The 26,217-nt window shown below is 65.2% G+C and carries 31 protein-coding genes; 16 read left to right on the forward strand and 15 right to left on the reverse strand.

Features of this window, described 5'->3' with window-relative positions:
• Positions 1-134: 134 nt before the first annotated feature.
• The 3 genes from NDI89_RS04120 (at position 135) to NDI89_RS04130 (ending at position 2,831) form a co-directional block, all read left to right on the forward strand.
• Positions 135-944, forward strand: a complete 810-nt coding sequence (locus NDI89_RS04120) for a formate/nitrite transporter family protein (protein ID WP_277520245.1) — start codon at positions 135-137, stop codon at positions 942-944.
• Positions 945-1,017: 73 nt separating this feature from the next.
• Positions 1,018-1,395, forward strand: a complete 378-nt coding sequence (locus NDI89_RS04125) for a DUF7532 family protein (RefSeq protein WP_277520246.1) — start codon at positions 1,018-1,020, stop codon at positions 1,393-1,395.
• Positions 1,392-2,831: a ribonuclease FAU-1 family protein gene (locus NDI89_RS04130; protein ID WP_277520247.1), complete on the forward strand. Its 1,440-nt coding sequence runs from the start codon at positions 1,392-1,394 to the stop codon at positions 2,829-2,831. The genes NDI89_RS04125 and NDI89_RS04130 overlap by 4 nt, the downstream gene beginning before the upstream one ends.
• 9 nt (positions 2,832-2,840) lie before the next feature.
• Here the strand turns inward: NDI89_RS04130 and NDI89_RS04135 are convergent, their stop codons facing one another.
• The 3 genes from NDI89_RS04135 to NDI89_RS04145 form a co-directional block, all read right to left on the reverse strand.
• Positions 2,841-3,026: a hypothetical protein gene (locus NDI89_RS04135; RefSeq protein ID WP_277520248.1), complete on the reverse strand. Its 186-nt coding sequence runs from the start codon at positions 3,024-3,026 to the stop codon at positions 2,841-2,843.
• 189 nt (positions 3,027-3,215) lie between these two features.
• A complete protein-coding gene (locus NDI89_RS04140; protein WP_277520249.1) occupies positions 3,216-3,470 on the reverse strand; it encodes a hypothetical protein in 255 nt (84 codons plus the stop codon).
• Positions 3,471-3,682: 212 nt separating this feature from the next.
• Positions 3,683-3,850 (reverse strand): DUF7560 family zinc ribbon protein, encoded by a 168-nt coding sequence (locus NDI89_RS04145; RefSeq protein ID WP_277520502.1) that lies wholly within the window; start codon positions 3,848-3,850, stop codon positions 3,683-3,685.
• Positions 3,851-4,120: 270 nt separating this feature from the next.
• Between NDI89_RS04145 and NDI89_RS04150 the strand changes: the two genes are divergently transcribed.
• Positions 4,121-4,390 (forward strand): hypothetical protein, encoded by a 270-nt coding sequence (locus tag NDI89_RS04150; protein ID WP_277520250.1) that lies wholly within the window; start codon positions 4,121-4,123, stop codon positions 4,388-4,390.
• A gap of 34 nt (positions 4,391-4,424) precedes the next feature.
• On the opposite strand, the gene NDI89_RS04155 is transcribed toward NDI89_RS04150, so the two are convergent.
• Positions 4,425-5,531, reverse strand: coding sequence for an aldo/keto reductase (locus NDI89_RS04155; protein ID WP_277520251.1), 1,107 nt, complete (start codon positions 5,529-5,531; stop codon positions 4,425-4,427).
• Positions 5,532-5,659: 128 nt separating this feature from the next.
• Here NDI89_RS04155 and NDI89_RS04160 point away from each other — a divergent pair, with 128 nt between their 5' ends.
• The 3 genes from NDI89_RS04160 to NDI89_RS24040 all read left to right on the forward strand — a co-directional run bounded on the left by NDI89_RS04160 (position 5,660) and on the right by NDI89_RS24040 (position 7,129).
• A complete protein-coding gene (locus tag NDI89_RS04160; RefSeq protein ID WP_277520252.1) occupies positions 5,660-5,869 on the forward strand; it encodes a hypothetical protein in 210 nt (69 codons plus the stop codon).
• A 114-nt stretch (positions 5,870-5,983) separates the two neighbouring features.
• Positions 5,984-6,880 (forward strand): acyltransferase, encoded by an 897-nt coding sequence (locus NDI89_RS04165; protein ID WP_277520253.1) that lies wholly within the window; start codon positions 5,984-5,986, stop codon positions 6,878-6,880.
• Between the two features lie 141 nt (positions 6,881-7,021).
• Positions 7,022-7,129 (forward strand): DUF7563 family protein, encoded by a 108-nt coding sequence (locus tag NDI89_RS24040; RefSeq protein WP_425607745.1) that lies wholly within the window; start codon positions 7,022-7,024, stop codon positions 7,127-7,129.
• Between the two features lie 21 nt (positions 7,130-7,150).
• Here the strand turns inward: NDI89_RS24040 and NDI89_RS04170 are convergent, their stop codons facing one another.
• The 4 genes from NDI89_RS04170 to NDI89_RS04185 all read right to left on the reverse strand — a co-directional run bounded on the left by NDI89_RS04170 (position 7,151) and on the right by NDI89_RS04185 (position 10,767).
• The gene (locus NDI89_RS04170; protein WP_277520254.1) at positions 7,151-8,782 is read right to left on the reverse strand and encodes a preprotein translocase subunit SecD; all 1,632 of its coding nucleotides are present in this window, start codon (positions 8,780-8,782) and stop codon (positions 7,151-7,153) included.
• Positions 8,779-9,663: a protein translocase subunit SecF gene (gene secF / locus NDI89_RS04175; protein WP_277520255.1), complete on the reverse strand. Its 885-nt coding sequence runs from the start codon at positions 9,661-9,663 to the stop codon at positions 8,779-8,781. The genes NDI89_RS04170 and secF overlap by 4 nt, the downstream gene beginning before the upstream one ends.
• Before the next feature lie 110 nt (positions 9,664-9,773).
• Entirely contained in the window at positions 9,774-10,247 is a 474-nt protein-coding gene (locus NDI89_RS04180) for a DUF5812 family protein (RefSeq protein ID WP_277520256.1), read from the reverse strand.
• Between the two features lie 67 nt (positions 10,248-10,314).
• Positions 10,315-10,767, reverse strand: coding sequence for a response regulator (locus NDI89_RS04185; RefSeq protein ID WP_277520257.1), 453 nt, complete (start codon positions 10,765-10,767; stop codon positions 10,315-10,317).
• A 158-nt stretch (positions 10,768-10,925) separates the two neighbouring features.
• Here NDI89_RS04185 and NDI89_RS04190 point away from each other — a divergent pair, with 158 nt between their 5' ends.
• Positions 10,926-12,221, forward strand: coding sequence for a glucose-6-phosphate isomerase (locus tag NDI89_RS04190; RefSeq protein ID WP_277520258.1), 1,296 nt, complete (start codon positions 10,926-10,928; stop codon positions 12,219-12,221).
• 64 nt (positions 12,222-12,285) lie between these two features.
• On the forward strand, positions 12,286-13,407 hold the full coding sequence (locus tag NDI89_RS04195; protein ID WP_277520259.1) for a CPBP family intramembrane glutamic endopeptidase: 1,122 nt from the start codon (positions 12,286-12,288) through the stop codon (positions 13,405-13,407).
• 66 nt (positions 13,408-13,473) lie between these two features.
• On the opposite strand, the gene NDI89_RS04200 is transcribed toward NDI89_RS04195, so the two are convergent.
• Together NDI89_RS04200 and NDI89_RS04205 are read right to left on the reverse strand one after the other, a co-directional pair.
• Positions 13,474-13,932 (reverse strand): NOB1 family endonuclease, encoded by a 459-nt coding sequence (locus tag NDI89_RS04200; protein ID WP_277520260.1) that lies wholly within the window; start codon positions 13,930-13,932, stop codon positions 13,474-13,476.
• Between the two features lie 4 nt (positions 13,933-13,936).
• Complete coding sequence (locus NDI89_RS04205) at positions 13,937-14,182, reverse strand: PRC-barrel domain-containing protein (protein ID WP_226004359.1); 246 nt, start codon at positions 14,180-14,182, stop codon at positions 13,937-13,939.
• 280 nt (positions 14,183-14,462) lie between these two features.
• On the opposite strand from NDI89_RS04205, the gene infB reads away from it, so the two are divergent.
• Positions 14,463-16,262 carry a translation initiation factor IF-2 gene (gene infB / locus NDI89_RS04210; RefSeq protein WP_277520261.1) on the forward strand — a complete coding sequence of 600 codons (1,800 nt, stop codon included), beginning with the start codon at positions 14,463-14,465 and terminating at the stop codon, positions 16,260-16,262.
• A 188-nt stretch (positions 16,263-16,450) separates the two neighbouring features.
• On the opposite strand, the gene NDI89_RS04215 is transcribed toward infB, so the two are convergent.
• Positions 16,451-16,993: a hypothetical protein gene (locus tag NDI89_RS04215; protein WP_277520262.1), complete on the reverse strand. Its 543-nt coding sequence runs from the start codon at positions 16,991-16,993 to the stop codon at positions 16,451-16,453.
• Between the two features lie 571 nt (positions 16,994-17,564).
• Positions 17,565-18,479, reverse strand: coding sequence for a PH domain-containing protein (locus NDI89_RS04220; RefSeq protein ID WP_277520263.1), 915 nt, complete (start codon positions 18,477-18,479; stop codon positions 17,565-17,567).
• 135 nt (positions 18,480-18,614) lie between these two features.
• Here NDI89_RS04220 and NDI89_RS04225 point away from each other — a divergent pair, with 135 nt between their 5' ends.
• The 4 genes from NDI89_RS04225 to NDI89_RS04240 all read left to right on the forward strand — a co-directional run bounded on the left by NDI89_RS04225 (position 18,615) and on the right by NDI89_RS04240 (position 22,122).
• Positions 18,615-19,040, forward strand: coding sequence for a hypothetical protein (locus NDI89_RS04225; protein ID WP_277520264.1), 426 nt, complete (start codon positions 18,615-18,617; stop codon positions 19,038-19,040).
• 156 nt (positions 19,041-19,196) lie between these two features.
• Positions 19,197-20,876 (forward strand): CTP synthase, encoded by a 1,680-nt coding sequence (pyrG, locus tag NDI89_RS04230; protein ID WP_277520265.1) that lies wholly within the window; start codon positions 19,197-19,199, stop codon positions 20,874-20,876.
• Positions 20,876-21,793, forward strand: a complete 918-nt coding sequence (guaA, locus tag NDI89_RS04235) for a glutamine-hydrolyzing GMP synthase (RefSeq protein ID WP_277520266.1) — start codon at positions 20,876-20,878, stop codon at positions 21,791-21,793. The genes pyrG and guaA overlap by 1 nt, the downstream gene beginning before the upstream one ends.
• Entirely contained in the window at positions 21,790-22,122 is a 333-nt protein-coding gene (locus NDI89_RS04240) for a DUF7126 family protein (protein WP_277520267.1), read from the forward strand. Before guaA ends, NDI89_RS04240 begins: the two co-directional genes overlap by 4 nt.
• Before the next feature lie 474 nt (positions 22,123-22,596).
• Here the strand turns inward: NDI89_RS04240 and NDI89_RS04245 are convergent, their stop codons facing one another.
• Positions 22,597-23,340: a 5-formyltetrahydrofolate cyclo-ligase gene (locus tag NDI89_RS04245; RefSeq protein WP_277520268.1), complete on the reverse strand. Its 744-nt coding sequence runs from the start codon at positions 23,338-23,340 to the stop codon at positions 22,597-22,599.
• Between the two features lies 1 nt (position 23,341).
• Positions 23,342-23,950, reverse strand: coding sequence for a MogA/MoaB family molybdenum cofactor biosynthesis protein (locus tag NDI89_RS04250; RefSeq protein WP_277520269.1), 609 nt, complete (start codon positions 23,948-23,950; stop codon positions 23,342-23,344).
• Positions 23,951-24,191: 241 nt separating this feature from the next.
• On the opposite strand from NDI89_RS04250, the gene NDI89_RS04255 reads away from it, so the two are divergent.
• Complete coding sequence (locus NDI89_RS04255) at positions 24,192-25,217, forward strand: zinc-binding dehydrogenase (RefSeq protein ID WP_277520270.1); 1,026 nt, start codon at positions 24,192-24,194, stop codon at positions 25,215-25,217.
• A gap of 111 nt (positions 25,218-25,328) precedes the next feature.
• The gene (locus NDI89_RS04260; RefSeq protein WP_277520271.1) at positions 25,329-25,649 is read left to right on the forward strand and encodes a DUF7977 family protein; all 321 of its coding nucleotides are present in this window, start codon (positions 25,329-25,331) and stop codon (positions 25,647-25,649) included.
• Positions 25,650-25,721: 72 nt separating this feature from the next.
• On the opposite strand, the gene NDI89_RS04265 is transcribed toward NDI89_RS04260, so the two are convergent.
• Entirely contained in the window at positions 25,722-26,039 is a 318-nt protein-coding gene (locus NDI89_RS04265) for a DUF7853 family protein (RefSeq protein ID WP_277520272.1), read from the reverse strand.
• Positions 26,040-26,217: the final 178 nt, after the last annotated feature.

Consider the following 26,217-nt stretch of genomic DNA (forward strand, 5'->3'; position numbering starts at 1 on the left):
CCCATCCGGCGACTCGGTCGGGCCGTTCGTGCCGGTCGAGCGCAACACGTTTTTTCCACCCTTGCTCCGTAGGTCCCGTATGATCGGGTCCGAGAACCGAACGCTCGAGATCGCGGACGACGGACAAACGTAACATGGGCGAATCAGATCCAAAACCACCGATTTCCGGCGATCAGACCCCCGCGCCGGACATCCTCGAGTCGCTCATCGAATCCGGGCTCCACGAGATAGAACGGGAACCGACCGGGCTCTTGCTATCGGGATTTTCGGCGGGTCTCGACATCGGCTTCGGGCCGCTACTGATGGCAGTGTTGCTCACGCTCTCGGAGGGCGGCTACGGTGACCTCGGCACGGAGCTGTTACTGGCGAGCGCCTACGCCGTGGGATTCATCTTCGTCATCATCGCGCGCTCGGAGCTGTTCACCGAACACACGACCCTCGCCGTGATGCCGGTACTCGACGGCCGCGCGTCCGCGAGCAACCTGGTTCGCGTCTGGGGGCTGGTCTGGATCAGTAACATCGTCGGCGGTGCCGTGTTCACCGCGTTCATCGTGACGCTGATGCCCAATCTCGGGGTCGCCGCGCCGGAGGCGTTCGGGACGATCGCCCACAAGCTGGTCGATCACGACCTCAGGTGGCTGTTCGTCGCCGCCATCCTCGCGGGGTGGCTCATGGGGCTGTTGGCGTGGCTGATCACCGCGGCACAGGAGACGACGAGCCGGTTGCTCATCATCTGGCTCGTGACCGCCTCGATCGGCATCCTCCACCTGCCACACTCGATCGCGGGGAACGTCGAGGTACTGTTCGGCGTGTTCGTCTCGCCTACCGTGTCGGTACTCGATTACGTGAAATTCCTCACGCTGGCGACCGCCGGCAACGCCGTCGGTGGCGTCGTCTTCGTCGGCCTGCTGAAATACGGACACGTCGTTCGCGGCGGCGGCTGACTGCGAGTCGACTGCCCGGAGCGGCCAGCGGGAACTCGGAATTATCAAACGTCTCCCGGCCCAACCGGCGCGTATGCACTTCGACCAGCGAACCCAGCGGGCGCTTCGCGACGTCGGCCTCGAGACCGACGACCTCCGGGCAGCCTCGGACGCAGTCGTCGAGGCCGTCGCCGAGGACGCGGCGGCGCTCGAGGCCTTCTTCGACGAGCACGACACCGTCTACTCCGACATGGACATGGCACATTCGAGTTCGGAGTACCCGGAACACGACGTCGACTACGCCGATCTCACGACCCACGCCGACGAGATGCGAGGATGGCTGCGCTTCGAGACGTGGGGCGTCTACGTCGAGGATGGCCGCATTCTCGACGAAGGACACGTCGAACTGACGCTCGGGCCGACGATCGACGACCGGGTGCGCTTCGCCGCCGACCGCGAAGTCCTGCGATGACGACGGCTCGAGTCCGCGGCATCTACACGACGGCACTCACGCAGCTACTGAGCGAGGCCGGCTGCGAGATCGTGCAGGCCTCCGAGCCGATCCGGGAGCGCTTCGAGCAATCGTTCGACGCCGCGCCGGCCGACGTGACGCTGGAGACGACCCGCGACCGGCAGGGGGTCGAACTCTCGGGCGACGGAGACGCGGTCGAGACGGTCGCCGGCGAACTCGCCGGCCTCGCGATCGATAGCTTCCGCTGGGCGGACGACGTTCCTCGCGGCGCGGTCTTCGACGCGGACGTTCTCGAGGCGGGCGGCGGCAGCGGCGCGGTCGTCGACCTCGGCGACGGACGGCGCGGGTACCTCAACTACGACGACGCCGACGGGTACGTCGACGCCGGCGACCGGTACCGAGTACAGGTCCACGAACCCGCCCCGTCGTGGGACGACGACCGGCCGCGCGTCCGGCCGACGATCGAGATCCAGGGCGGGCTCTGTACGCTCTCGCAGGACCGGACCGGCGTCTCCGCGGCGCTTCGCGGTACGCGGGGCGAGGAACTGGTCGGCATGACCGACCTGCTCTCCGTCGAGGCACCCGACGGGTGGGGCGTTCGGTGGCAGCACGCGGCCGCCGACGCCGACCTCGAGGCGATGGGCGCGGCGCTCGAGGCCGCCGTCGATCGAGCGCGGGCGCTCGAGGACGCCCTCGCCGACGCGCCGGACGACCCCGGCGAACCGGGGCTGCTCGCCGCGCCCCGGCGAACCGAGTGGTGCTGGTTCGGCCGCGAGACCCGGTTCGCGCTGGACGGCGTTCGACGGCGCGTGGAGACGACGATGCCGGGCCACCACCGGACGAAGGCGGCCGATCGGGCCGCGAGCCCGGCGGTCGACTTCGCCGAGGCCGTCTACGGCTCGGTCGGTGCGGGTGCCGACAGCGACGACGGCGCGTTTCCCTTCGCCGCAGTCGCACACCAGTTCGGCCCCACCAGCGGCGACCGCCTCGAGATCGGCCACGGCAAACCCGACGGGCGACTCGTCTCGCTCGGTCGCGGTGAGATCACCGACTGGGACCCCGAGGGGAAGGTCACCCTCGAGCGCTCGATGAGCGCCGGCGGGAGCTACGACGCGCTCGGCGCGCCGAAGGAGTCCGGTGACGTCGCCGTGACGAAGTTCCGCGAGGGGCGCTGGTGGTATCCGACGACGTACAAGGACGCGAGCGGCGCGGCGAAGGGAACGTACGTCAACGTCTGTACGCCGGTCGAACTCTTCCCGGACACTGCGCGCTACGTCGACCTCTACGTCGACGTCATCCGGCGGGGCGACGGAACGGTAGAGATCGTCGACGCGGACGAACTCGAGGACGCCGTCGACGACGGGCTGGTCGCCGAGGACCTGGCCGAGAAAGCGATGGACGTTGCGGAGGCCGTCGAGCGCGCCCTCTCGAAGTAGAGTGGGTCGCTACGAGCGCTCGTCTTCGAGTTCCTCGACGCGTCGCTCGAGTTCCCTCACCCGCTCATCGTCACCGCTTCCAGCGAACAGTTCGTATATGCTGACGATAATCGCTATCGGAACCGCGAAAAAAACGGCGAGTATGACGAAGAATACGAGCAGTTCGGGAGGACCCATTCCGCCGGGAACGAACAAGTAGCTCACGAATATTATACTGTATTGTATCTATATGTATTTTACCGATTCCTCGTTCGAATATTCGTCCGTGTCTACTCACTCTCTCTACCGGACGACAGATGAACGAACCGACTGCATCCTCTATCATTCGTGAATAGCGTGATCGAACAGCACCGGACGGACAGACGAGCGTCGGCAGTTGTGATCTCACTCCGACCGGTTATCCGGCGTGTGGACCTCGTCGTCGAGAACGACCTCGAGACGCCCGTCGTCGATCAGTCGCTCGATCTGGCCGTGCGTGAAGGTACCGTCGCAGTCCGTTCCGATGAACGCGACGTGGCGGTCGGTTCGCTCGACGACGGTAGCCAGCGAGGTCCCGGTTCGATAGTGGTAGCGAACGGTCGTCCCGGGATGGAGCGCCGCCGCAGTGACGGTGAGACGGGTCCGGCGGTGAAGGGTCATACCCGGAGACGCGCTGACCGTCGCATAGCTCTTCTGGCCGACGGCTCGCGCTGTGTGCTGGTCTCAGCTGTGCCCCGTATCCGGGGTCGAGTCGCTGCTCGAGACTCGAGAGCGCGACTGGTCGTCGCCACGATACACGAACCGGTGGATAGCCGTATCAGAAGCGCCGGTAGGTGCGAGATCGGTCGGGAAACGCACTGCCGTCGGCTCCGCTATACGGGATCTGCGTGTTCCGCCTGCGATGGAGCGCTCGTGAAGTGGTCCTCGGCTACCGACCGTCCGCAAACGGGACAGCCGTTCGCCAGCGTCGCCTCGCGCATCGGTTCGGTTACCGTGATCTCTCGACGACAGTCCGGGCAGGTGAATTCGTACGGTTTCATGGTGGGGTTCGGGTTCGTTCGGGTGCTCGCCGGCTCACTGTCGTCCTCCGTCGGCGCGGTGAACTCGCCGAACAGTCTCGGCGAATTCCGCGACGGGATCCAGCCGACGATAGAACCGTTCGGTCCGCTTCCCGTTAGGGGGACGACCCAGATATAGAGGACGTATATATAGGCGACCATCGCGCTCGTCCGGCTCACTCCCCCGCAGTGCTCTCGCAGGTTGCGAAATACAGGTCAATCGTTAAGCAGTGGTAACTGCTAGCAATACAAATGAGCACGTTAAACGACGAGATGTCCGACGTTCAGTCGGAGGTCGAAGACGTGCGAGCGCGACTCAGGGACGAGGTTCCGGAGTTCTTCGAGTTCGACGTCACCGTCGGAAACATCACGTACAACGCCGACAGCAACAGCGTCTCCGTCACCGTCGAACCGAGCTCCGGAGCGCGCGAACAGCTCTCGGACCGGCTCGGCGGCGTGAACGTGAAGACGGACGGGAAACTGGGGTTCGAGTTCAGGTTCGCGGACTCCGAAGCGGAGTGAGCCGCTCACCTCGGTCTGCTCGAGCCCGGTCCGATCAGTCCGCGGCGAGCTTGTCGAGTCCGGCCGATTCGATGTCGTCGCCGTCGACGGACGAGCGCAGCGCGTCCATCCCGTCGTCGCGGTCGATGCCGAAATTGGTCTCGTAGAGCTCCGCAACGCGGGTCATCTCCTCGTCGGAGAGCTTCGGGACGTCGCTGGCGGCCGTCCACTCGTCGATGTCGCCTTTCGTGCGGAAGGTCGGCGTCACGGTCGCGACGGACTCGTGGCTCAGGAGCCACGCGATCGACGCCTGTCCCATCGTACGCTCGCCGTCTCGCTCTCGCGAGCCTCGCTCGCTCGAGGTAGCCGCGGAGCGTGGCTCCGCGCGCTCCAAAAAGCGCAATTTTTCGAGTTTCTCCCAGCCGGTCTCGTACCACTCTTCGGGACGGAACCCGCGGTGGTCGCCCTCCCCGAGTTCGGTGTCGGGGGTGACTTGCTCGTTGAGGATTCCCGAGGAGTGCGGGACGCGGGGAATGAGGCTGGTCGACGAACCCGTTCGCTCGATCGTCTCGAGGAAGTGGTTCCCGACCTCCTGCTCGAGCATGTTCCAGACCAGTTGCACGGAGTCGAACTCCTCCTCGATCGCGAGGTCGCCCTCTGCGAGCCAGCCGATCGACGGACCGAGCGCGAGGCCGGTCGCGTCGATCGTCCCCTCCTCCTCGAGCTCGTCCAGCAACTCGAGCACGTCGGGAGTGATCTCGTCGACGTCGGCGTTATGAAGCTGCAGGACGTCGATCGAGTCGACGTCGAGGCGCTCGAGGCTCTTCTCGACGGCGTCTCGGAGATATTCCGGGTCCATCTCCTTGGGGAGTTCGCCGTGGCCGGCCTGCGGGTTGTTGTAGAAATCGTAGCCGACCTTGGTCGCGATGGTGACTTCGTCGCGGACGTCGGCCAGCGCCCGCCCGAGCAGTTCTTCGCTGTCGCCGTGACCGTAGACGTCGCCCGTGTCGAAGTAGGTGATCCCCTGATCGACGGCGTACTGGACCATCTCGATGGCGTCGTCCGCCGACCGGTCGCCCCACCAGTCGGTGCCGACGACCCACGCGCCGAAGCCGACCTCGCTGACCTCGACGCCCGAGTCGCCCAGTTCGCTGTGTTGCATATCGACCCCTTCGTAGCGGGGGAACTTATGGCGTGCGGAACGCTCGAGCGGCCGGTCCGAACGAGTTCGGGATCGCGCCGACCGGTCCGAGTCGAACCGTTCTTGGGGTGTGGCTGACACGTATCCGTATGGCGGATCCCCGTTCCCGAAACCACAGCCGGTTCCTGCTGGTCGTCCTCCTCGCCGTCGTCGTGCTCGGGGCCTGGGCGACGCGGTTCCTCGAGACGCCCGTCAACCGCGTCACGGTCGGAACCGTCGTCGCCGGCGCGCTGCTCGTAGTCGGCGCACTCGCGTTGCCCGCACTCATTCTCTCGACCTGGCAGTCCGAGCGCGAGTGAGCCGATACCGCGGGTTCGCCCTCTGGAACCAGGGGTAACCCGCGTGCGAGCGGGTCCGGCAACCCGGAACGCACAACCGAACCCCTATCAACTCGGCGGGCAATACCTCGGGGTATGACAAAGCGGTACGTGTCGCTCCCCGAGGAGGCCGAATCGGGGATGCGCGAGTTCATCGACGAGGTCGATCGACGGCTCTCGAGCGACGAGGACACCTGCTCGGTCGTCGAAGACGTCCTGATCGATCTCTCGGGAGACCGCGAGGCGTACGAACGCTGGCAGAGCGGCGAGTCCGTCTCGCCGGCCGAACGCGTCCGTCTGCAGAGTTACGATCCCTGCAACACGACCCTCGAGAGCGAATACTACGCCGAGAAAGACGAGGAGAAGTTCCGCCGCTCGAAACACATCCAGTGGCTCTGGCGGCAGTTCGACAGCCTCCCGATCGCGGACAACGTCGAATTCGCGCTCCGGTTCCGCCGCATGCTCGCGGACCACCTGTTCGAGGACTGCGGGGACGACTGCCGCTTCTTCAAGGGCATCTCGTTCACCTACGGCCACAACATCACGGTCGGCGACAACACGATCATCCACGACGACGTCCATCTCGACGACCGCGGGAAACTCACGATCGGCGACCGGGTCTCGATCTCCGACGGCGTTCACATCTACAGCCACGACCACGACGTCGTCGACCAGACCGAAGTCCGCAACTACCACACCGTCGTCGAGGACGACGTCCGCCTCACCTACGACGCGATGGTCCGCGCCGGCTGCAAGGTCGGCGAAAACGCCATCGTCGGCGCGCGCGGCATCGTCCAGCACGACGTCCCCGCCCACCACATCGCCATCGGGATGCCCGCCAAGAGCGTCAAGATCAAACCCGGCTGGGAAGACGTCGCCACGCCCGTCGACGACGCCGGCACCAACCGACAGGACGAGCGCCGTCTCGAGTACGACCTCCCCGACGACCTCGAGGTCTTCGACGAGTTCCAGCGCGATCTCGAGCGGGAGTAACATCGCGGCGGGCCGCTGCCGATACCGGGTAGCCGGCTACCTGTAACCGTCAGACGGACTGGGTCAGGGCCTCGAGCGACGGCTGCGATCGCAGGCTGTTCGCTATTTACCGTCCACCGAGTGCGTTGCCGTGGTGAGTGTATGCCGCGTTGTACTACCTGTGAGAGCGCCGTGTCGTACGATTTCGTCCGGGCACACGGTGAGAACGGAACCGTAGACTGGTGTCCGCGGTGTCGGAACGACCGATAAAATACTGCTCGGAGCCGCCGGTTACTGATCTGTCAGCAGCCGTCGCAGGATGTCACCGTAGGCCGGTCGGGTGATGAGCACCCCGATGAGCACGCCGAGGATCGTGATGATGGCGAACCCTTGGAGGTCGCCCAGACTCAGCACCGCGAGCGGCGAGAGGGCGACGATCGTCGTCGCCGCGGCGGCACCGATGACCCAGAACGCCTTGCGGAACCGCGACTGGAAGACCCGCTCCGAGCTGACGTCGCCTTCGTCCATCACCTCGTCGGCGATGATCACGAGGTCGTCGACCCCGGTCCCCACGACGGCGATGAACCCGGCGACGTGGGAGAGATCCAGCGGCATGCGTATCACCGCCGCGAACCCGAGCAGGACCACCACCTCCGCGACGGCGGTGAGGATCATCGGGAGGGCGACGCGCGTGTCGGTGTATCGGCCGTAGACGACGCCGCTGACGGTGACGACCGAGAGCAGCCCGATCAGCAGCGAGTACTGCTTGAACTGGTCGGCGTGGGCCGCTTCGATCGAGTAGACCTGACTCTCGCTGAAGTCGAGCGGCGCGCGCAGGCTCCCGGCGCGGAGGTTGACCGAGAGCGACTGGGCGTCCTGCTGGTTCTGTGCGCCCATCTGGAACGTCGGATCGTCTGCCCAGGTCCCCTGTCTCATATTGGTCGCGAGTCCGTTGCCGCCCCGGTCGCCCATACTGTGAGCATCGACGACCTCGCCATCGGCGACGGTCAGGAGACAGTATTGTTCACCCTCGTGATCGAAACTGATGGATTCGCCGTCACCACGGAGGTTACACATCCCGACCCCGTCGCTGGTGAATCCGATGTCGTTCATTCGCCCCTGGAACTGTTGTGCGGACTCTTCCCGGACCTGTATCGGGACCACGTATCCGTCTCCCTGCTCGCGCTGTTGTGGCGGGTCGACGGTGGCGATGTCGTCGCCCGTCAGCACCGTCTCGTTGGTCTGATTCCCGTTCTCCCCGGGATAGTACGCGACGACCTCGACGACCCCGCGTTCGGAGAGGATGTTCCGGAGTTCGTTGGCGCCCATGTTGGGCACCTCGACGACGATGTAGTGCTCGCCGGTCGCCGTCGTCTGCTCGTAGGCCGTCCCGCCGGAGAGCCCCGCCGCGTTGATCTTCGTCTGGATCGTCTCGATCATCTGATCGCGGGTCGACTGCGTGACGCCGTCACGGATATCGTCCTCCGACGCGTCGACGTTCGCCGACTGCAACGCTGCAGCGAACTCCGCCTGCGTCACGCTGCCGGTGAACACCTCGGCGGTGACGGTCCCGTCCTCCTGGACGTCCACGCTCGCGTTGGCCGGATCGAGATCGAGTTCCTGCTCCACCGTCCCCTCGATCTCCTCGAGTCGCTCCTGATCGACCTGCCCCTCCTCGCTGACCGCGTCGGACGCGATGTCCTCGGCGGTCATCCCGGTGACCGGCACCCTGATCCGGGTGCCGCCCTCGAGTCCGAGCCCGAACTCGAGGTTCGTGGGGCTTTCCTGGACGCTCTCGTTTCCGCCGAGACTGTCGTCGGCCATGATACCGCCGGGGACGAACAGGGCGACGACGGCGAAGCTGACGAACACCACGAGCAGGAGGATCCGCCAGTTCGATTTGACCGCGGCGATCGGGTTCATCGTCGCACCCCCTCGAACTTGTACCAGCGAAGCAGGCACAGGTTCAACATGTAGGTGTTCATCAGGTCCGCCGCGAGGCCGACGAAGAGAATGATACCGATCGAGGCGAGCAGGCCGATGCCGAAGACGTATGCCGAGACCGCCATGACGAGCATCGCGGCCATCGACGTGACGGTCATCGTGACGCCGGTCCGCATCGCGCGATACGTGCTCTCGTAGAAGTCACCGCTCCGTCGCAGGACGTGGTTGTTCAACAGGATGTCCGAGTCCACCGAGTATCCGATCAGCATCAGCAAACCGGCGACCGTCCCAAGCGAGAGCGGGATATCGACGAGGCGCATGAACGCCAGCGGGATCACGAGGTCGGAGAACGCCGAGATGACGATCGCGATCGACGGGACGAACGTCCGAAAGAGCAGGAACGCGATGGCGCTCATCCCGACGAAGGCGACGACCAATCCGAGCATCGCCGTCTGCTGGCTCCCCGCACCGAAACTCGCCGACGTCGACGAGACCGATTGGACGATTTCGGCGTCACCGTCCGGCTCTAGTCCGGTGTCCGAATCCGTGGCCTGATCGGTCAGCGCCGCGGAGTCCGTCGAGGAGAACCGGACGATATACTGGTTTTCGGTCCCCGTCCCGGTCACCGATTCGGGAGTCTGATCGAACGACGCCGCGATCTCGCCTTCCGGCGTCGTCGTCTGGACGGTCAGTTCCGTCCCGCCGGCGAAGTCCATTCCCAGCGGGACCGGCGTGCCGTACACGAGAAACGAACCGCTGAGAACGAGCAATGCTACCGCGAGGACCGCCAGCGGAACCGCCGCGAGCTGGCGGTTACTGTACCGGGTGTACTCGATCTCCGGTACGTCGAAATACGCCATATATCGGACCACTCGGAGTCCCCCGAAGTAAGCCTTCTCAATTCGACCAATACGAGTCAGTGTCCCACGATCGCGGGGCGACAGCACGTCCGTCTCGTAATCGATACCGTTCAATCCGGCAGGTAGCGAACGCTCAACACGCCGTCGTCGGCCGAGCGCCGTACTTCCACGCGGACCGCCTCGAGCCGGGCCGCGCGAGCGAGCGTCTCCTCGTCGTCGAGGACGTCCCGGGCCGCGGGTTCGGCCTCTCCCTCCGGGAGGCGGAACACGTGGATCTCGCCGGTTCCGGCACGCTCCTCCTGGACGAGGTCGCCGACGTCGCTCTCGGCCGCCAGTTCTTTCTCGTGCGTGGTCGGCTCGAGGTCGCTGTCGACCAGTTCGATCGCGCGTCTGTCGTCGACGTCGATCACCTCCCAGGTGACCTCCATCGGCGGCTCGGGTGCGACGGTCGCCTCGAGGACGTCGTGGACCTCGAGGCCGGGGTTCGACCCGAGGGTGTGGACCTGTGCTGTCTCGACGTCGCGGACGACGGCCGACTCCGCTTCGGCGTGGGTGACGACGAAGGTGCCCGTCTTTTCGGTCATGGGCGATCGTAGCGGGCGGATCGGTTTCCGGGTTTCGGCTTTCGCCCGACACCGTCTCCGGCGGGCGTTACGACGGGGCGGGCGGGTGGTGGGCCGACTCGATCCAGAAGTCCTCGATCGCGTGCGCCAGGTCGTCGAACTCGTCGGGGCCGTCGGGTTTCGTGAGGTAGGCGTTGGCAGCGCGGTCGTAGCTCCTGCGGACGTCCTCGTCCGCGCTCGAACTCGAGAGGACGAGGATCGGCGGTGGCGGGTAGTCGAGTTCGTTCTGGAGGAGCTCCAGAACCCTGATCCCGTCGACTCGCGGGAGGTTCAGATCGAGGAGCACGAGGTCCGGATCGGTGCTCGCGGTGTCCGTCTCGCAGACGTCGAAGTACGTCGTCGCCTCTCTGCCGTCGGTCACGGTGTGGAACTCGATCTCGCTGTCGACCGCTTTGAACGCTTCCCGCGTCAAACGAACGTCGCCCGGATTGTCTTCGACGAGCAAGACGTCGATCGGTTCGGACGGCGTATGACTGGACATGCGTTCCACGGTAGGCGAAACGGGCGCGTAAGGCTGATCCCTACACACGTGGTGGGTCGGGGGAGACTCCGCCGAACGCGGGAGGGTTCGTACGGATTACAGGTGAATTCGGGACGGATCACGGAACGCATTTACCCCGGGCGGTCGCGTGCTCCCGTATGAACGTCGACATCGGGAACGCGCTGGCGTCCGTCGCGTCGCCGGGCGTCTCGAGGGAGTCCCTCGAACGGCTGGACGAGCAGGTCGCGGCCGCCCACGAGCGAATCGAGGCGGGAATGGCGAACGAGGAACACGGCTACGAGGCGCTGAACCTCCCCCAGCGGACCGATCCCGACGAGATTCGAGCGGCCGTCGAGCCGGTCGCGGACGCCGATGCCCTGATCACCGTGGGAATCGGCGGCAGCTCGCTCGGCGCGGCGACGATCGCGAACGCCCTGGAGTCGGACACCGAGACGGTCTTCCTCGACAACGTCGATCCCGAGTGGGTCTCGAGCCACCTCGAGCGACTCCCCCTCCAAAAGACGGCGATCAACGTGGTTTCGCGGTCGGGCACGACGGCGGAGACGCTGGCGAACTTCCTCGTCGTCCGCGAGGCCTTCGAGGACGCGGGCGTCGACTGGACCGAGCGGACGATCGTCACGACCGGCGAGGCCGGCCCCCTCCGCGACCTCGCGAACCGTCACGATCTGCCGTCGCTGAAGGTTCCCGACGGCGTCCCCGGACGATTCTCCGCCCTGTCGGCGGTCGGCATGGTCGCCGCCGCGGTCTGCGGGCACGACCTCGAGGCGCTGCTCGCGGGCGCGGCCGCCGAGCGCGAGACGCTGTCGGGCTCGCTGTTCGACTGCCCGGCCTACGCCTACGGCGCGACGACCTACGCGCTGGACGAGCGCGGAGCCGGGATCAACGCCGTGATGCCCTACGCGGAGTCGCTGGAGACGTCCGCGGAGTGGTTCGCCCAGCTGTGGGCGGAGAGCCTGGGCAAAGACGACCTCGGGCAGACCCCGGTACGGGCGCTCGGCGTCACCGACCAGCACTCGCAACTGCAACTCTACCGAGCGGGCCCGCGGGACAAGCTCGTCACCTTCGTCACCACGCAGGAGGGCACGGATCGATCGATTCCGGCCACCGACGTCGAGGATCTCGCCTATCTGGGCGACGCGACGCTCGGCGAGCTGCTCGAGGCCGAGTTCGAAGCCACGGAGGCCAGCCTCGCGGCGGCCGGTCGGCCGAACGTCCGCGTCGAACTCGAGCGCGTCGACGAGTACGAACTCGGCGGGCTCCTGTACGGGATGGAAGCGGCCTGCGTGCTCGCGGGCGAACTCTACGGCGTGAACACGTTCGAGCAGCCGGCCGTCGAGTGGGCGAAGAACGCGACCCGCGGGCTCCTCGGCGGCGGCGAGTTCGAGGAGGCCGAGGCGGTCGCGGACAAGACGGAGCTCCGCATCGAACGGTAGTCGTCCGCGAGTCCCGGTCGTCCGGTTGCGGTGCGCATATGCGTCCTCAGACGAACACACACGTATGACCGAGACTGCACGGGCCGACGACGCCGGCCCGGTCGCGTCCGACGCGGTTCCCGGAATCGGGACCGTGCTCGCCGGAATCACGATGGTGGCCATGCTCGTCCCCGTCCGACGCGGCGTCGACGACCCGATCGTCCTCGCCGGAGCGGCGTTCGCCCTCGCGGCCGTGTTCACCTTTCTGGTCCGACGCCACGGCGGTCTCGAGCGCCGGATCGGCGGCGCGGTCGCCGCCGGCTCGAGCGTTGCCGTCGTCCTGCTCGCCGGCTACGCGTTGAATCAGGGAATCACCGCACCCGCGGCCGTCCCGACCGTATCGGTGTCGGTTCCGATCGTGTTCGTCGCCTTCGTCGCGGCGGGGTTTACCGCCGCGATCGGGGTCGCGGACTACTTCGGGATCGACAGCGCCGGGTTGAAACGCCGGAGTCTGCAGGCGCTCATGCTGTCTGCAGTCGGTCTCGCGGGGCTCCTCGCCACGCCGATCGTGGTCGTCGTCCTCGCGATTCCGGTCGTGCCGCTCCTCGAGCCGCTCTCGCAGATCGAAAACACCGTCTTCACCCAGGTCTGCATGGCTATCGGAACGGTGCTCGTCACCGCGGGCTACCTCGCATTAACCGATCGCGATCTGTCGTTTATCGACGTTCGCCGGCCGACGTTGCGGGACGTCGCCTGGACCGTCGGGGGACTGCTCGTGCTCTTCGGGACGCTGTTCGTGATCTCCACGCTGATGCAGTCGACCGGCGTGGAGAGCGCGGAGCACTCGACGACCCAGCGGGCACAGGACAACCCCGAGCTCATGCTGGTGCTGGTCCCGCTCGCGATCCTGATCATCGGTCCGTTCGAGGAGCTGCTCTACCGGAACGTGATCCAGAAATCGCTGTACGAGACGTTCTCGCGGCCCGGTGCCGTCGCCGTGGCCAGCGTCATCTTCGCGGCGGTCCACGTGCTCGCGTACGCCACCGCCGGGCTGGGCGCGGTGATCGCCAGCCTCGGCACCATCTTCGGACTCGCGCTCGTCCTCGGTACGATCTACGAGCGGACCGACAACCTCCTCGTCCCGGCCCTGATCCACGGCGTGTACAACGCGCTCCTCTTCGCGAACCTCTACTTTACGTACGGCTGACTGATCGATCGACTGTCGCAACGGTATTCGACTAAACGACCACCCGCGATCGAACGCGACCGCGGGCTACGAGGGGTTCTTCCGCGCCAGTTCGGAGCCGCAGATCGGACACCGATCCTTCTCCTCGTCGAACTCCCGCCCGCAGCCCTGACACTGGTACTGCCAGTGGCGCTGTTCGTCGATTCCCTCCCGAGCGATCACCTCGACCGCGACGTTGAGCTTCTCCGCGACGTTTTGCATCGCGTAGTCGTCGGTCACCAGGGTGGCGTCGAGTTCGAAACTCGCCGCGACGAGCCGAACGTCGGTCTCCGAGAGGACGTCGAGATCGCCGGACTCGCGAGCCGCGCGCTCGACCTTCTCGGTGGTGTCGTCGTTCGGAATGTGGATGTGCATCCCGGAGCCCTCCATCGCGTCATAGCGATAGGCGCTCTCGTCCTCGAGTTCCTCGCGGACGAGCGGGATGGTCGCAGTCTGTTCTGTCGTGTGAAAGTCGTGGATAAAAGCGGAGGAGTCGAGAACGTACATACCGTTAGCGCTGGACGACGATGTAGTCTTTCACCGCTTGGACGCGGTTGACGGGAACGAGAAAGCGACCGCCGTCGTTGCGGTCGAAATCGACGGCGCGCCGGGACAGTTCCTCGTCGGGCTCGATGACGAGATCGTGGAGTTTGCCGGATTTCAGATCCATGGTGATGTTGTAGAGCAGTCCGAGCTCGGTGCCGTCGGACCCCATGACGGACTTCCCCGAGAGGTTTTCAGCGAGTATATCACTCATGCATACCCGTTCTTACTAATCGGTATTAAAAACCACGGGGATCTCGCGCACGGCCGGCGAAACCCGGCCGGTATCGACCGGTCGGAATACGGGTCGTGGTGAAAGGAACGTCACACGATGAGTTAAAATGAATTCGTCTCCTCCAACAACGGCCGCTCGAGGCGACCGATCCGCCGCCGTCTCGATCGCCGGCTTCGCCTCTGCTCCCGAACGCGGATGACGATGGGTTTAACTACGGCGCTACGGACGATTTAGGTAAGACCTTCTCGGGTGGTTCATCATGTCGGACACGGATACACGCGACCCCACATCCCTCAGAACGCCGATCGTCGCCGTCCTCGGACACGTCGATCACGGCAAGACAAGTCTCCTCGATAAGATCCGCGGCTCCGCGGTCATCGAGGGCGAAGCAGGCGCGATCACCCAGCACATCGGCGCGACCGCCGTGCCGCTGGACATCATCTCCACGATCGCGGGCGATCTCGTCGACCCGGACGATTTCGACCTCCCCGGCCTCCTCTTCATCGACACCCCGGGTCACCACTCCTTTACGACGCTCCGGTCCCGCGGGGGCGCGCTGGCCGACATCGCCATCCTCGTCGTGGACGTCAACGACGGCTTCCAGCCCCAGACCCTCGAGGCCCTGGACATTCTCCGGCGCTCGGAGACCCCCTTCATCGTCGCGGCGAACAAGATCGACACCGTCCCCGGGTGGAACCCAAACGAGGACGCGCCGATCAACGACACCTACGAGTCCCAGTCCGACCGCGTGCGCGAGCGCCTCGACGAGAGCCTCTACGAGATCATCGGCAACCTCTCCGACGAGGGGTTCTCCGCCGACCTCTACTGGCGGGTCCAGAACTTCCAGCGCAACGTCGGCGTCGTCCCCGTCTCGGCGATGACCGGCGAAGGCGTGCCGGACCTCCTGACCGTCATGATGGGGCTCTCCCAGCGCTACATGAAAGAGGAGATGGAGATCGACGTCGCCGGCCCCGGCGTGGGCACCGTCCTCGAGGTCAAAGAGGAGAAAGGGTTCGGAACGACGATCGATACGGTGCTGTACGACGGGACGATCCGCTCGGACGATCGGATCGTCGTCGGCGGCCAGAACGAACCCATCGTCACCGACGTCCGCGCGCTGCTCCAGCCGCGGCCGCTGGCCGAGATCCGGACCGAGAGCCGGTTCGAAAAGGTCGACGAGGTGTCGGCCGCGACCGGGATCAAGGTCGCCGCGCCCGAGCTCGCCGACGCGATGGCCGGCGCGCCGGTCCGTGTCGTTCGCGACCGCGACGTCGACGAGGTCATCGAGGAAGTCCGGGCCGAACTCGCGAGTATCGCCGTCGACACCGCCGAAGAAGGGGTCGTCGTCAAGGCCGACACCCTCGGCAGCCTCGAGGCGATGGCCGACGCCTTGGATGACGCGGAGGTTCCGATCGTCCGTGCGGAGGTCGGCGACGTCGCCCCGCGCGACGTCTCCGTCGCCTCGACCGCCGAGGACGGGAAACAGAAGGCCATCCTCGGGTTCAACGTCGACACCCTCGAGGACGCCCACCAGCGCGCGGAGATCGAGGACGTCGAGATCTTCACCGATGAGGTCATCTACCAGCTCATCGAGGAGTACGAGGAGTACGTCGAGGGGATCGAGCAGGCCCAGCAGGACACCATCCTCGACAACATCACCCGGCCCGCCCGGTTCCGGATCCTCCCGGATCACACCTTCCGCCAGAACGACCCCGCGGTCGTCGGCGTCGAGGTGAATTCGGGAACGATCCAGAACAACGCGAACGTCGTCAAATTCGCGGGGAACGAGCCCGACCGCGTCGGCCAGGTCAAGGGCATTCAGGAACAGGGCGAGGACGTCGACGAGGCCCGGGCGGGCAACCGCGTCTCCGTCGCCATCGACGGCCCCACCGTCGGCCGCCAGATCGAGGAGGACGACGAACTCTGGATCGAGATCCCCGAGAAACACGCGAAGATCCTCGAGCAGGAACTGGCGAGCGAGATCCCCGGCGACGAGCTCGAGGCGCTGAACATGTACCTCGACAAGCAGCGCAGTCGGGACCCCTTCTGGGGGAAGTAGGCCCGTAATCTACCCAGAATCTATATCCGCCTTCCCGATTCGAATTCGTTTATGACTGATGATCGGGACGAAGCGCCCGACAGGATACACCGCTTGACGCCATCCCGTCGGCAGGCGCTCGCTCTTAGTACAGGAGCGATAAGCGGTCTCGCAGGGTGTTCGGAACTCTCGGAGATGTTCTAGTATATTTAGTTATTCCGCCAGTACTCAATCATCACATTCTCGACATAGATGACGGGCGTTTTCTGAAGGTCTTCAATCTTCTCAACAGTCCCCGAGAACTCGATTTGTGCAGTATCCATAAAGTCATCATCGTCAGTCTTCAGCATAAACGGACGAGTTCCCTCTTCGAACAGCGCACGGAACGCCGAGTAATCCTCGCCGTACTCATTGTAGTACCGCAGGTCGCCATCGAGTCCGTCACAGCTAATCTCCGTCCCAACGAACTCATCTGGGCGCTTTGCAACATACTCATAGTCAGCAAGCGTCTCAATCACGCCGTCAGCAACTTCGTCGTCAGGCTCGCCAGTTGCCGTCGGACTGTCTTCCTCTGTCGTCGTCTCCGCCGTAGTTTCAGTTTCATTTTCAGTTGCTGTTTCCGTGTCGGTCGGAGTGCTCTCGTCGGTTGGGGTTCCCGTCCCGTCGTTGTCAGATGTAGAACCACCTGAGCAACCTGCAACAGCGATTGTACTGGATGAGGCAGTAATGGCAAGGAATTGGCGTCTATTCACAGTAGCTCGTTATGGTATAGTTTCATAAGTGCTCCCATACTGTCTCGGTTCTGTCAAACACAAAAGACGAAAATGAAGCTGGGCGAGAAGTCGGGTTGTAACACAAGTCGGTTAGAATCCGCCCCAAACCCCCTACTTTTCCACTCTAAACCTCACCTGACCGCAGCTCCTCTAACCGCTTAGTTCTGATAATCCGTGTATGGTAACCGAGGACGAACTGTCAGCAGTCGACTGATCGTCTCCACCGCCGGTGCAACCAGCGAGACCTGCGATTCCGCCACTTCCGATAGCGGCCGTGAATTCACGCCGACTGATCGGTTTCGGCTCCGTCATAGTCTCACGCCGTCGACGCTCTCGCCATCGCTGTGACCGTTCGCCTCGAGAGCACGCGTCTCGCTACCACTGCACTCGACCCGTCGAGTACCACTCGTGAGATCCATGCTGAACTGTGAAGACCGGGTGCTTATCAAACTAATTGCAGAACTCGGGATAGCCGGAAACCGAAGGGCAGAGCGGACCGATCAGTGATGATCGCCTGCCTCGCTGTTCTCTCGAGTGAACCGGATTGACACTAGACCGATCGGTGTCCGACAGCGGTATTCCCGGTTCGACACCGAACCCGCTCGAGATCCGCCAGCACGCCCTCGGGGTCGTCGATCCCCGACCGGTCACAGCGGATGTCGAACCATCGAGAATGGCGGCCGAACCGGCGTCGTTCAAGGACGAGTTCGTCGTCGGTCAATCGAACGTCGTCGATCGCGTTCCACGGGACGAACGACTTCCGGTACGATTTGTCGATGCGGAGGCCGGCCTCGTGGGCGCGTATTTCCGGCGGGTTCCACCGGTCGTTCGGGTCGAAATCGTACCAATCACCGCCGAAGTCGGAATGTGCCGAGAGCAGGAAAATAGTTCCGTACACCACCCAAACCAGTCCGACCACGCTGCCGGTCACCGCCATCCCGAGTCCGATGATGATCGTGGCGATCATGAACGCGCTCATCACGCGTTCGTCGTTCCGGATGCCGGTCTTGTACCACGTCCAAGTCGCGGCCGGATTGTCCGCCGTGATCGCATCGAGGTAGCGGTTCTTGGCCATCTGCTCGAGTCCGAACCCCGAAACGGCGGTCAGGAGGGCGAAGACGATCGTGGCGGTGACGAGTGGAGCAGAGGTATCGATCGAAGAGATAAACAACGGGGCTACGAACGCCACCGCCGGCGCGTAACAGGCCAGCCGTCGCCACCGGCTCCCCCCGATCGCTTCGGGGAGACCGTACGCGCGTTTCGCGTAGATGTGGCCGACGATCGCGACGGCCGTTACGGTACTCGGCAGCACCCCGAGCAGCGTCGCGGTGGACGCGTCGGCGACTACCCCCGCGACCGCTACGATCCCGGTGACGACGATCCCGAGGTAGAACCCGAAGCCGGCCTGAAAGCCGATATCGGGCTCGCCGATCTCGATGCGCGTGCGTCGTTCGTGCGATGCCACTGTGTTCGCGACTTCGGTTTCTGCGTATAAAATAAATCCGGTGTTGTTACTCCCTAAACAGTCACGGAACTCGAGACTCGGTGGTCCTGCCGGGTACCTGTAAGCATTAACACGCTGCTCGTGGTGGGTTCCGCGATGCTCGTACAGCTCCGGCAGTACAAACACGAGGAGGTACAGTTCGACGATAACAGGACGACCGGCGAGTCCCAGACCGAAGACACGGTCAACCCGGACGCAGACGATTACTTCGGCGAGGAGATGGCGGACCTCGACGTCGAGACGTGGGACACCGTCGAGCACGAGGACGATCCGATTCAGCGCCGGTCGCTCACGATCGACGGGGTCACGGCCGTCTCCGTCCCGAAGGAGCCGACCGACGCTGACGACCCGGACCTCCCCGGGCAGACGATCCAGCTGCGCATGGGCGGCGGCATCGAGAACGTCGCGCAGGCCGAGATCGTCGAGGTGCAGGACCTCGAGGTCGAGGAAGGGGAAGCCGAGGGAAAGGCGTCTCAGGACGACGAAGGCTACGGCAAGGAATCGATGGACGAGGAGCCCTGACCGGCGCACGCTTCGGCGGACACCGCCTCCGATCGGACGAGCGTGTTCCCGGAGCGGGAGACGGCAGGCGGCGACCCCACCGACGGGGAATGACAACCGCTGTCGGTGGCAGTGCGGTCCCGAAATCGTTTTCAAGCGGTCGCGCGCACACTCGGTATGCCGACGGAATCGGACACTCATTATGACCCCTCGCTGGGGAACAAGTTCATCTTCGTCACCGGCGGCGTCATGTCGGGGCTCGGGAAGGGGATCACGGCCGCGAGCACCGGCCGGCTCCTCAAAAACGCCGGGTTCGACGTCACCGCGGTGAAGATCGATCCGTACCTGAACGTCGACGCGGGGACGATGAACCCCTACCAGCACGGGGAGGTGTACGTCCTCGAGGACGGCGGCGAGGTCGATCTCGATCTCGGGAACTACGAACGGTTCCTCGACATCGACATGACCTCGGACCACAACATCACGACGGGGAAGACCTACCAGCACGTCATCGAGAAGGAACGGGCGGGCGACTACCTGGGTAAGACGGTCCAGATCATTCCCCACATCACCGACGACATCAAGCGCCGGATCCGCGAGGCCGCCGAGGGTACCGACGTCTGTATCATCGAAGTCGGCGGCACCGTCGGCGACATCGAGGGGATGCCCTACCTCGAGGCGCTACGCCAGTTCGCCCACGAGGAACCCGAGGAGAACGTCCTCTTCACACACGTCACCCTCGTTCCCTACTCGAAGAACGGCGAGCAGAAGACCAAACCGACCCAGCACTCGGTCAAGGAGGTCCGCTCGATCGGGCTCCAGCCCGACGTGATCGTCGGCCGCTGCGAGGATCGGCTGGATCCCCAGACCAAGGAGAAGATCGCGCTGTTCTGTGACATTCCCACCGAAGCGGTGTTCTCGAACCCGGACGTCGAGGACGTCTATCACGTCCCGCTGATGGTCGAGGACGAGGGGCTCGACCAGTACGTCCTCGAGCACTTCGGGCTCGCCGATGAGGCGCTCCCCGAGGGTCAACGAACGAACGAGTGGCGCGACATCGTCACCACCGAGAAGACCGGCGAGATCGACATCGCGCTGGTCGGCAAGTACGACCTCGAGGACGCGTACATGTCGATCCACGAGTCGCTGAAGCACGCCGGCTTCGAGGTCGGCAGCGACGTCACCGTCCACTGGGTGGCGGCCGACGAACTGAGCGAAGGCTACGACGGCCAACTCGAGGGGATGGACGGCGTCATCGTCCCCGGCGGGTTCGGGATGCGCGGCTCCGAGGGCAAGATCCGAGCGGTCCAGTACGCCCGCGAGAACGGCGTTCCGTTCCTCGGGCTCTGTCTGGGCTTCCAGATGGCCGTCGTCGAGTACGCCCGGAACGTGCTGGAACTCGAGGGCGCTCACTCCGCGGAGATGGAGGAAGACACGCCCCACCCCGTCATCGACATCCTGCCCGAACAATACGAGGTCGAGGACATGGGCGGGACGATGCGGCTGGGCGAGCACACGACCGTGATCGAGCCCGAGACGCTGGCCTACGAGCTCTACGGCGACACGTCCTGTTCCGAACGCCACCGCCACCGATACGAGGTCAACCCCGAATACTTCGACGCCTTCGAGGACGAACCGCTCGTCTTCTCCGGCACCGCGGGTAACCGAATGGAGATCCTCGAACTCGAGGACCACCCGTTCTTCGTCGGGACGCAGTTCCACCCCGAGTACACGTCCCGACCCGGGCAACCGAGCCCGCCGTTCCTCGGGCTCGTCGAAGCCGTCCTCGAGCAATCCGCCGACGAGGACGAGGCCGCGGATGCAGACGCTGACACCGAAACCGAGGTAACTCACTGATGGTAGACACAGACACGTTCGTTCCGGACGCAGTTGCAGAGATCGGCGACGAAATCGGCGACGCGAACGCCGTCATCGCCCTGTCGGGGGGCGTCGACTCCTCGGTCGCCGCCGCCCTGGCCTACGAGGCCATCGGCGACCGACTCACGCCCGTCTACGTCGACACCGGGTTGATGCGGAAGGGCGAGACCGACCAGATCCGCGAGACGTTCGACTACATGGACTCGCTGCGGATCGTCGACGCGAAAGACCGGTTCCTCGAGGCGCTCGGCGGAACCACCGATCCCGAAGAGAAGCGCGAGATCATCGGCGAGCAGTTCATCCGGGAGTTCGAGCGCGAAGCCAAAGACGCGGACGCGGACTACCTCGTCCAGGGGACGATCTACCCCGACCGCATCGAGAGCGAGGGCGGGATCAAATCCCACCACAACGTCGGCGGCCTCCCCGAGATCGTCGACTTCGAGGGCATCGTCGAACCGGTTCGCGACCTCTACAAGGACGAGGTCCGCGAGGTCGCGCGCCACCTCGGACTCGACGAACTCGTCGCAGAACGGATGCCGTTCCCCGGCCCCGGGCTGGCCGTGCGGATCATCGGCGAGATCACTGAGGAGAAACTCGAGGTCGCTCGCGAGGCCAACCACGTCGTCGAAGAGGAACTCGAGGAGTACGAGCCCTGGCAGGCGCTCGCGGCCGTCATCGGCAAGGCGACGGGCGTCAAGGGCGATAACCGCGTCCACGGCTGGGTCGTCTCCGTGCGCTCGGTCGAATCGCGCGACGGCATGACCGCCCGCGCCCAGGAGATCGACTGGGACACCCTCCAGCGCATCCAGTCCCGAATCACGGGGTCCCACGAGAACGTCGCCCGCGTCGTCTACGACGTGACCCACAAACCGCCCGCGACCATCGAGTACGAATGAGTGTGCACACGACCGCAGTCGTCGCCGGCCCCGACGAGGACGGCATCGCGGTAGCACTCGAGGACGAGGGCGTCGACGTGAGCCGGATCGACGGCGTCATCTCCCGCCCGCAACTCGAGGAAGCGGGCGTCGTCGAGGCAGACCTGTACGTCCTGACCGACGTCGGGCAGGCGACGACGATTCCGATCGTCTGCGACCTGAACGAGGACGTACGGACCGTCGTCTACGCCCGGCGGACCGTCCCCGAGTTCGTCAAAGGGCAACTCGATATCGCGATCGATCCGCAGTTGATGGACGCGACCGTCGTCGCCGACGAACTCGTCGACTGACGGACCCGGCCCGTGGACGGGACAGCAGTGACCCGAGTCCCCGGACGGCGTCTCCGACCTGATTCCCGTTTCGAGCACCATACAGCCGGTATAAACGTTCTCGGGCGGTTTTTCGGCCAAATAAAATCGGATTGAATTCGGTGGAATTCGGCGTAAGGCACGTATACCATCACCCGCGTTCAAGTGGGATCGGCGGGTACTGGCTACTGGAGGTCGGCGGGCAGACCCCACCAACGGCATCCACCACCACCACCTGCTCCCGCGACTTCCAGCAACCCACCACAGCACCCTTCCCCACCACTGCCAACCGATTTGCCTCGACGCGGGCGTTCCCACCCGCTCGCGTCGCACCCTGCAATCTGGCATTCGGCACGCGGCGGAACTCGCCGCGTGCCGGGGATGGACCCCTTTCTGTCGAGCGCTCCCGCATCGCGAGTTCGACCGCCGACACTGTGAGTCGCGAGCGAACCGCAGCTATCGGTCTCGAAGCGCCCGGAGTACTGGAATCTCCTCGAGTCGCTCGGCCGTGAGCAGGCGCCAGTCGATCCCGGACGGCTGGTCGCTGTCGTCGTGGCGTCTCACCCGCTCGGGCGTGACGACGAGATCCATCGCGACGTCGTGGCGCCCGATCGCGACCGGCTCGTCGATCAGCTGGCGCTCGTGGACCGTCGTCGCGACCGGCGTCGCGTCGTCGACGAGTCCGAGTTCCCTGAGCACGGCGTACTCGAGGTCGCTGTACCCCTCTCCCTTGCCGATCCGACCGCCGTCGTCGGTGATCGCGACGCTGCCGGAGACGATCATGTCGACGCGGTCGATCTCGTCGGGTCCGACCTGTTCGCCGTGTTTCGACGAGCCGGAGACGGTCGTCGCCGCGTCGTAGTCCTCGAGTTCCTCGGGATCGAGTTTCAGGAAGCACTTCTCGTCTCGCAGCCGCGGCACGGCCATGTAGACCGTCTTTCCCTCGCGGAGGGCTCGCCGCCGGACGGGGAGCTGCGGCGCGTCGGGATTCGCTTTGATCGCCGTCGCCGCCTCCCACTCGGCTTGCTCGGCCAGCCGGTCGGCGGCCTCGCTCGCCCCGGCGAAGTTCGGAATTCGGCCGTGGGGCGGAAACGGAAACCGGGCGACGCCGCTCTCCTCGAGGTCGTCCCAGACGCGCTCGCGGAGAGACTGCTTGTCGGTGCCGTCGGTTTCGTCAGGATCGTCGTCGACGGGCCCCACGTCACACACCTCCGTCGGCCGCGTCGGTTTCGGTCGGGTTCGCGTCACCGTCCTCGCTGTCTTCCCCGCCCTGGCCGACCTCGACGTCCGGCTCGTCCCCCCGTGCGAGTTCGATCAGTTCGGGGGCTTCCGACAGGATGATCTCCTCGAGGGCGAGCCGAACGGCGTCGGCCCGGCCCGGCAGACAGAAGACCAGCGTTCCGTCGGTGATCCCGGCGAGCGTTCGGGTGGTGAGAGCGCTCGTTCCCACTTGCTCGTGGGACAACACGGTGAACAGCTCGCTGAAGGTGTCGAGATCCTTTTCGAGCAAGGGGTCGACGGCCTCGATAGTGATGTCGGTCGGTTCGACCCCCGTCGCGCCGGCGGTGATCACGACGTCGACGTCGGTCCGATCGATCAGTCGCGAGACGATCGACTGGACGTTGTCGTGATCCGGGACCACGTGTTCTCGCACCGTGATCTCGTGGCCGCCGGCCTCGAGTGCGCTCGTGATTTCCGCGCCGGAATCGTCGGTCTCGAGGCTCCGATCCGACGCGATCGTGACGACGCCGGTACAGAGTGTCTCGCTCGCGCTGGCGGTCGTCTCATCGCCCGCGTCCGTTTCGTTCATACCTCTCGTTCGAGGCGCCGGCGGGAAAACGGTCCGGCATCGAGTGGCACCGCTATCGTCGCTCCCGATTCGCGTCGGATGCAGCGTCGTCTCTCGTTCGACCTCGCTTGCAGGCGCTTCGGTCGCTCTCACGGTGCCGGGACGAGTCGATAGCCGCGAGTGCGGAGCGAAGCGGACCGCGATAGCGGTGGTACGATCCGTCTCACCAACTGTTATCAGCGGGTCTCTCCTTCGTCTACGCATGGACGCGGTCAAGATCACCGAGCACGGCGACACGGACGTCATCGAGTACGGCGAGTATCCCGACCCCGAGATCGAGCGGGACGAGGTACTGGTCGACATCAAAGCGGCCGCACTCAATCATCTCGACATCTGGACGCGGCGGGGGATGCCGGGAATCGACCTCGAAATGCCCCACATTCCGGGCAGCGACGGGGCCGGCGTCGTCGAGGACGTCGGCGAGGACGTCACCCGCTTCGAGGAGGGCGATCACGTCGCAGTCTCGGCCGGCGTCGGCGATCTCCGGATGGACGACCCGACGCTCGACCCGCGCTTTCACATCATCGGCGAACACGTCACGGGCGTCCACTCCGAGTACGCCGCGGTCCCCGAGGACAACCTGATTCCCGTCCCCGATCACGTCGACTGGTCGGTCGCCGGCTCGAGCTGTCTGGTCTTCCAGACCGCCTGGCGGATGCTCATCGAGCGCGCGGAGCTCGAGGCCGGCGAGGACGTGCTCGTGCTGGGCGCGAGCGGCGGGGTCGGCCACGCGGCGCTCCAGATCGCCGACTACGCCGGCGCGGAGGTCTACGCGACCGGCAGCACGGCTGAGAAGCTCGACTACGCCCGCGAGCACGGCGCGGACCACGTCTGTAACTACGAGGAAGAGGACTTCGCGGACTGGGTCCTCGAGGAGACGGACGGCCGCGGCGTCGACGTCGTCGTCGAGCACGTCGGCGCGCCCACCTGGCAGAACTCGCTCAAGAGCCTCACCAAGGGCGGCCGCCTCGTGACCTGCGGCGGGACCGGCGGCGGCAACCCCGAGACGGACATTCCGCGCATCTTCTGGAACCAGCTCCAGATCATCGGCTCGACGATGGCCACGCCCGGCCAGGTCGACGACGTCATGGAACTCGTCTGGGACGGCACCTTCGAGCCGGCGATCCGCGAGGAGCTGCCGATGAGCGAGACCGCGCGTGCGCACGAAATCATCGAAAATCGCGAAGGGTTCGGGAAGGTCGTCGTCCGGCCGGACAGCGAACTCTAGTCGGGCCGATCGACGGCCGGCCCGCGAACCGACCGACGACCGAGCCGATCGGCGGCAGTCAGGGGTTGGCCAACCGTGAGGGCTTTTACTGTGCGCTCGAACGATCCGACTGTGAGCTCGAGCGACGACGGCGGGTACGTCCACGATCCATCGGCCTTCGACGCCGATTCGGGCGGTGAACGGGGGGACGAGGAGCCGGCCGACGGCAGCGAGGGTGGCGGACCGGCCCATCCCGCGACGGTCGACCGCGAGTTCGACTGGCGGGGCTGGATCCTCGTCGGCGTCCTGTTTTTCGCCTTTATCGTCGCCCCGATCGCGATCTATCTCGTTCCGCCGGGCGCGGAGGGCTATCGCTTCGCGCTGTTGATTCTCCCGCTGGCACCCGCACTCTTGCTGGCGATTACGGCCGTCTGGGCGACGACGCGGCCCTGACCGGCGAGTGACGTTCGGACTCGAGGCCGACGCTACGGCAGCGAACGGATCGGAAAAAATCGAACCGGCGAGCTACGCCTCGGCGTTGCGAACGCGTTCGAGCTGGTCGAGCACGGACGAGCCGGGAGCGACGTCCCGGTCGGGTGTCTCCTCCCGGTCGACGTACGCGGCTACCACGTCGTAGATGCGGTCGGCCTGCGGGGCAGTGAGTCGGTCCGTGTCGCCGTCGGTCTCGAGCGTCTCGACTCCCTCGAGTACCCACTCCGGCGGTGTTTCGTCCGCGTCGAGCGCCTCGTCGAGGCGGTTCGACAGGACGTGGTGAACGACCCACTGCTCGTCTCTGGAGAGCGTGACTTCGTACGTCTCGGTTTCCGGTGGTGAGGAGCTCATTTCGTCAGTCTGGACCTGTTTCGTCGGTCCTCAACCAACGCTACGAACAGCTGCATAATAAGCCTTGTTACCGCATGTCATACTTGCGGTGGTCGGTCGGAGACGCCGGCGGGGCGATACGGGAACCGCGTCGGGGACGGCGCTTCGTTTCGCGCCGGTGGACAGTTCGCCCGGCGAT

Source organism: Natrinema salsiterrestre (genome assembly GCF_029502005.1).
Taxonomy (GTDB): domain Archaea; phylum Halobacteriota; class Halobacteria; order Halobacteriales; family Natrialbaceae; genus Natrinema; species Natrinema salsiterrestre.

Bases quoted from the DNA above. Each gene is read 5' to 3' on its own strand.
- NDI89_RS04120 (WP_277520245.1), top strand. From the start codon at position 135: ATGGGCGAATCAGATCCAAAACCACCGATTTCCGGCGATCAGACCCCC.
- NDI89_RS04125 (WP_277520246.1), top strand. From the start codon at position 1,018: ATGCACTTCGACCAGCGAACCCAGCGGGCGCTTCGCGACGTCGGCCTC.
- NDI89_RS04130 (WP_277520247.1), top strand. From the start codon at position 1,392: ATGACGACGGCTCGAGTCCGCGGCATCTACACGACGGCACTCACGCAG.
- NDI89_RS04140 (WP_277520249.1), bottom strand. From the start codon at position 3,470: ATGACCCTTCACCGCCGGACCCGTCTCACCGTCACTGCGGCGGCGCTC.
- NDI89_RS04145 (WP_277520502.1), bottom strand. From the start codon at position 3,850: ATGAAACCGTACGAATTCACCTGCCCGGACTGTCGTCGAGAGATCACG.
- NDI89_RS04150 (WP_277520250.1), top strand. From the start codon at position 4,121: ATGAGCACGTTAAACGACGAGATGTCCGACGTTCAGTCGGAGGTCGAA.
- NDI89_RS04155 (WP_277520251.1), bottom strand. From the start codon at position 5,531: ATGCAACACAGCGAACTGGGCGACTCGGGCGTCGAGGTCAGCGAGGTC.
- NDI89_RS04160 (WP_277520252.1), top strand. From the start codon at position 5,660: ATGGCGGATCCCCGTTCCCGAAACCACAGCCGGTTCCTGCTGGTCGTC.
- NDI89_RS04165 (WP_277520253.1), top strand. From the start codon at position 5,984: ATGACAAAGCGGTACGTGTCGCTCCCCGAGGAGGCCGAATCGGGGATG.
- NDI89_RS24040 (WP_425607745.1), top strand. From the start codon at position 7,022: ATGCCGCGTTGTACTACCTGTGAGAGCGCCGTGTCGTACGATTTCGTC.
- NDI89_RS04170 (WP_277520254.1), bottom strand. From the start codon at position 8,782: ATGAACCCGATCGCCGCGGTCAAATCGAACTGGCGGATCCTCCTGCTC.
- secF (WP_277520255.1), bottom strand. From the start codon at position 9,663: ATGGCGTATTTCGACGTACCGGAGATCGAGTACACCCGGTACAGTAAC.
- NDI89_RS04180 (WP_277520256.1), bottom strand. From the start codon at position 10,247: ATGACCGAAAAGACGGGCACCTTCGTCGTCACCCACGCCGAAGCGGAG.
- NDI89_RS04185 (WP_277520257.1), bottom strand. From the start codon at position 10,767: ATGTCCAGTCATACGCCGTCCGAACCGATCGACGTCTTGCTCGTCGAA.
- NDI89_RS04190 (WP_277520258.1), top strand. From the start codon at position 10,926: ATGAACGTCGACATCGGGAACGCGCTGGCGTCCGTCGCGTCGCCGGGC.
- NDI89_RS04195 (WP_277520259.1), top strand. From the start codon at position 12,286: ATGACCGAGACTGCACGGGCCGACGACGCCGGCCCGGTCGCGTCCGAC.
- NDI89_RS04200 (WP_277520260.1), bottom strand. From the start codon at position 13,932: ATGTACGTTCTCGACTCCTCCGCTTTTATCCACGACTTTCACACGACA.
- NDI89_RS04205 (WP_226004359.1), bottom strand. From the start codon at position 14,182: ATGAGTGATATACTCGCTGAAAACCTCTCGGGGAAGTCCGTCATGGGG.
- infB (WP_277520261.1), top strand. From the start codon at position 14,463: ATGTCGGACACGGATACACGCGACCCCACATCCCTCAGAACGCCGATC.
- NDI89_RS04225 (WP_277520264.1), top strand. From the start codon at position 18,615: ATGCTCGTACAGCTCCGGCAGTACAAACACGAGGAGGTACAGTTCGAC.
- pyrG (WP_277520265.1), top strand. From the start codon at position 19,197: ATGCCGACGGAATCGGACACTCATTATGACCCCTCGCTGGGGAACAAG.
- guaA (WP_277520266.1), top strand. From the start codon at position 20,876: ATGGTAGACACAGACACGTTCGTTCCGGACGCAGTTGCAGAGATCGGC.
- NDI89_RS04240 (WP_277520267.1), top strand. From the start codon at position 21,790: ATGAGTGTGCACACGACCGCAGTCGTCGCCGGCCCCGACGAGGACGGC.
- NDI89_RS04250 (WP_277520269.1), bottom strand. From the start codon at position 23,950: ATGAACGAAACGGACGCGGGCGATGAGACGACCGCCAGCGCGAGCGAG.
- NDI89_RS04255 (WP_277520270.1), top strand. From the start codon at position 24,192: ATGGACGCGGTCAAGATCACCGAGCACGGCGACACGGACGTCATCGAG.
- NDI89_RS04265 (WP_277520272.1), bottom strand. From the start codon at position 26,039: ATGAGCTCCTCACCACCGGAAACCGAGACGTACGAAGTCACGCTCTCC.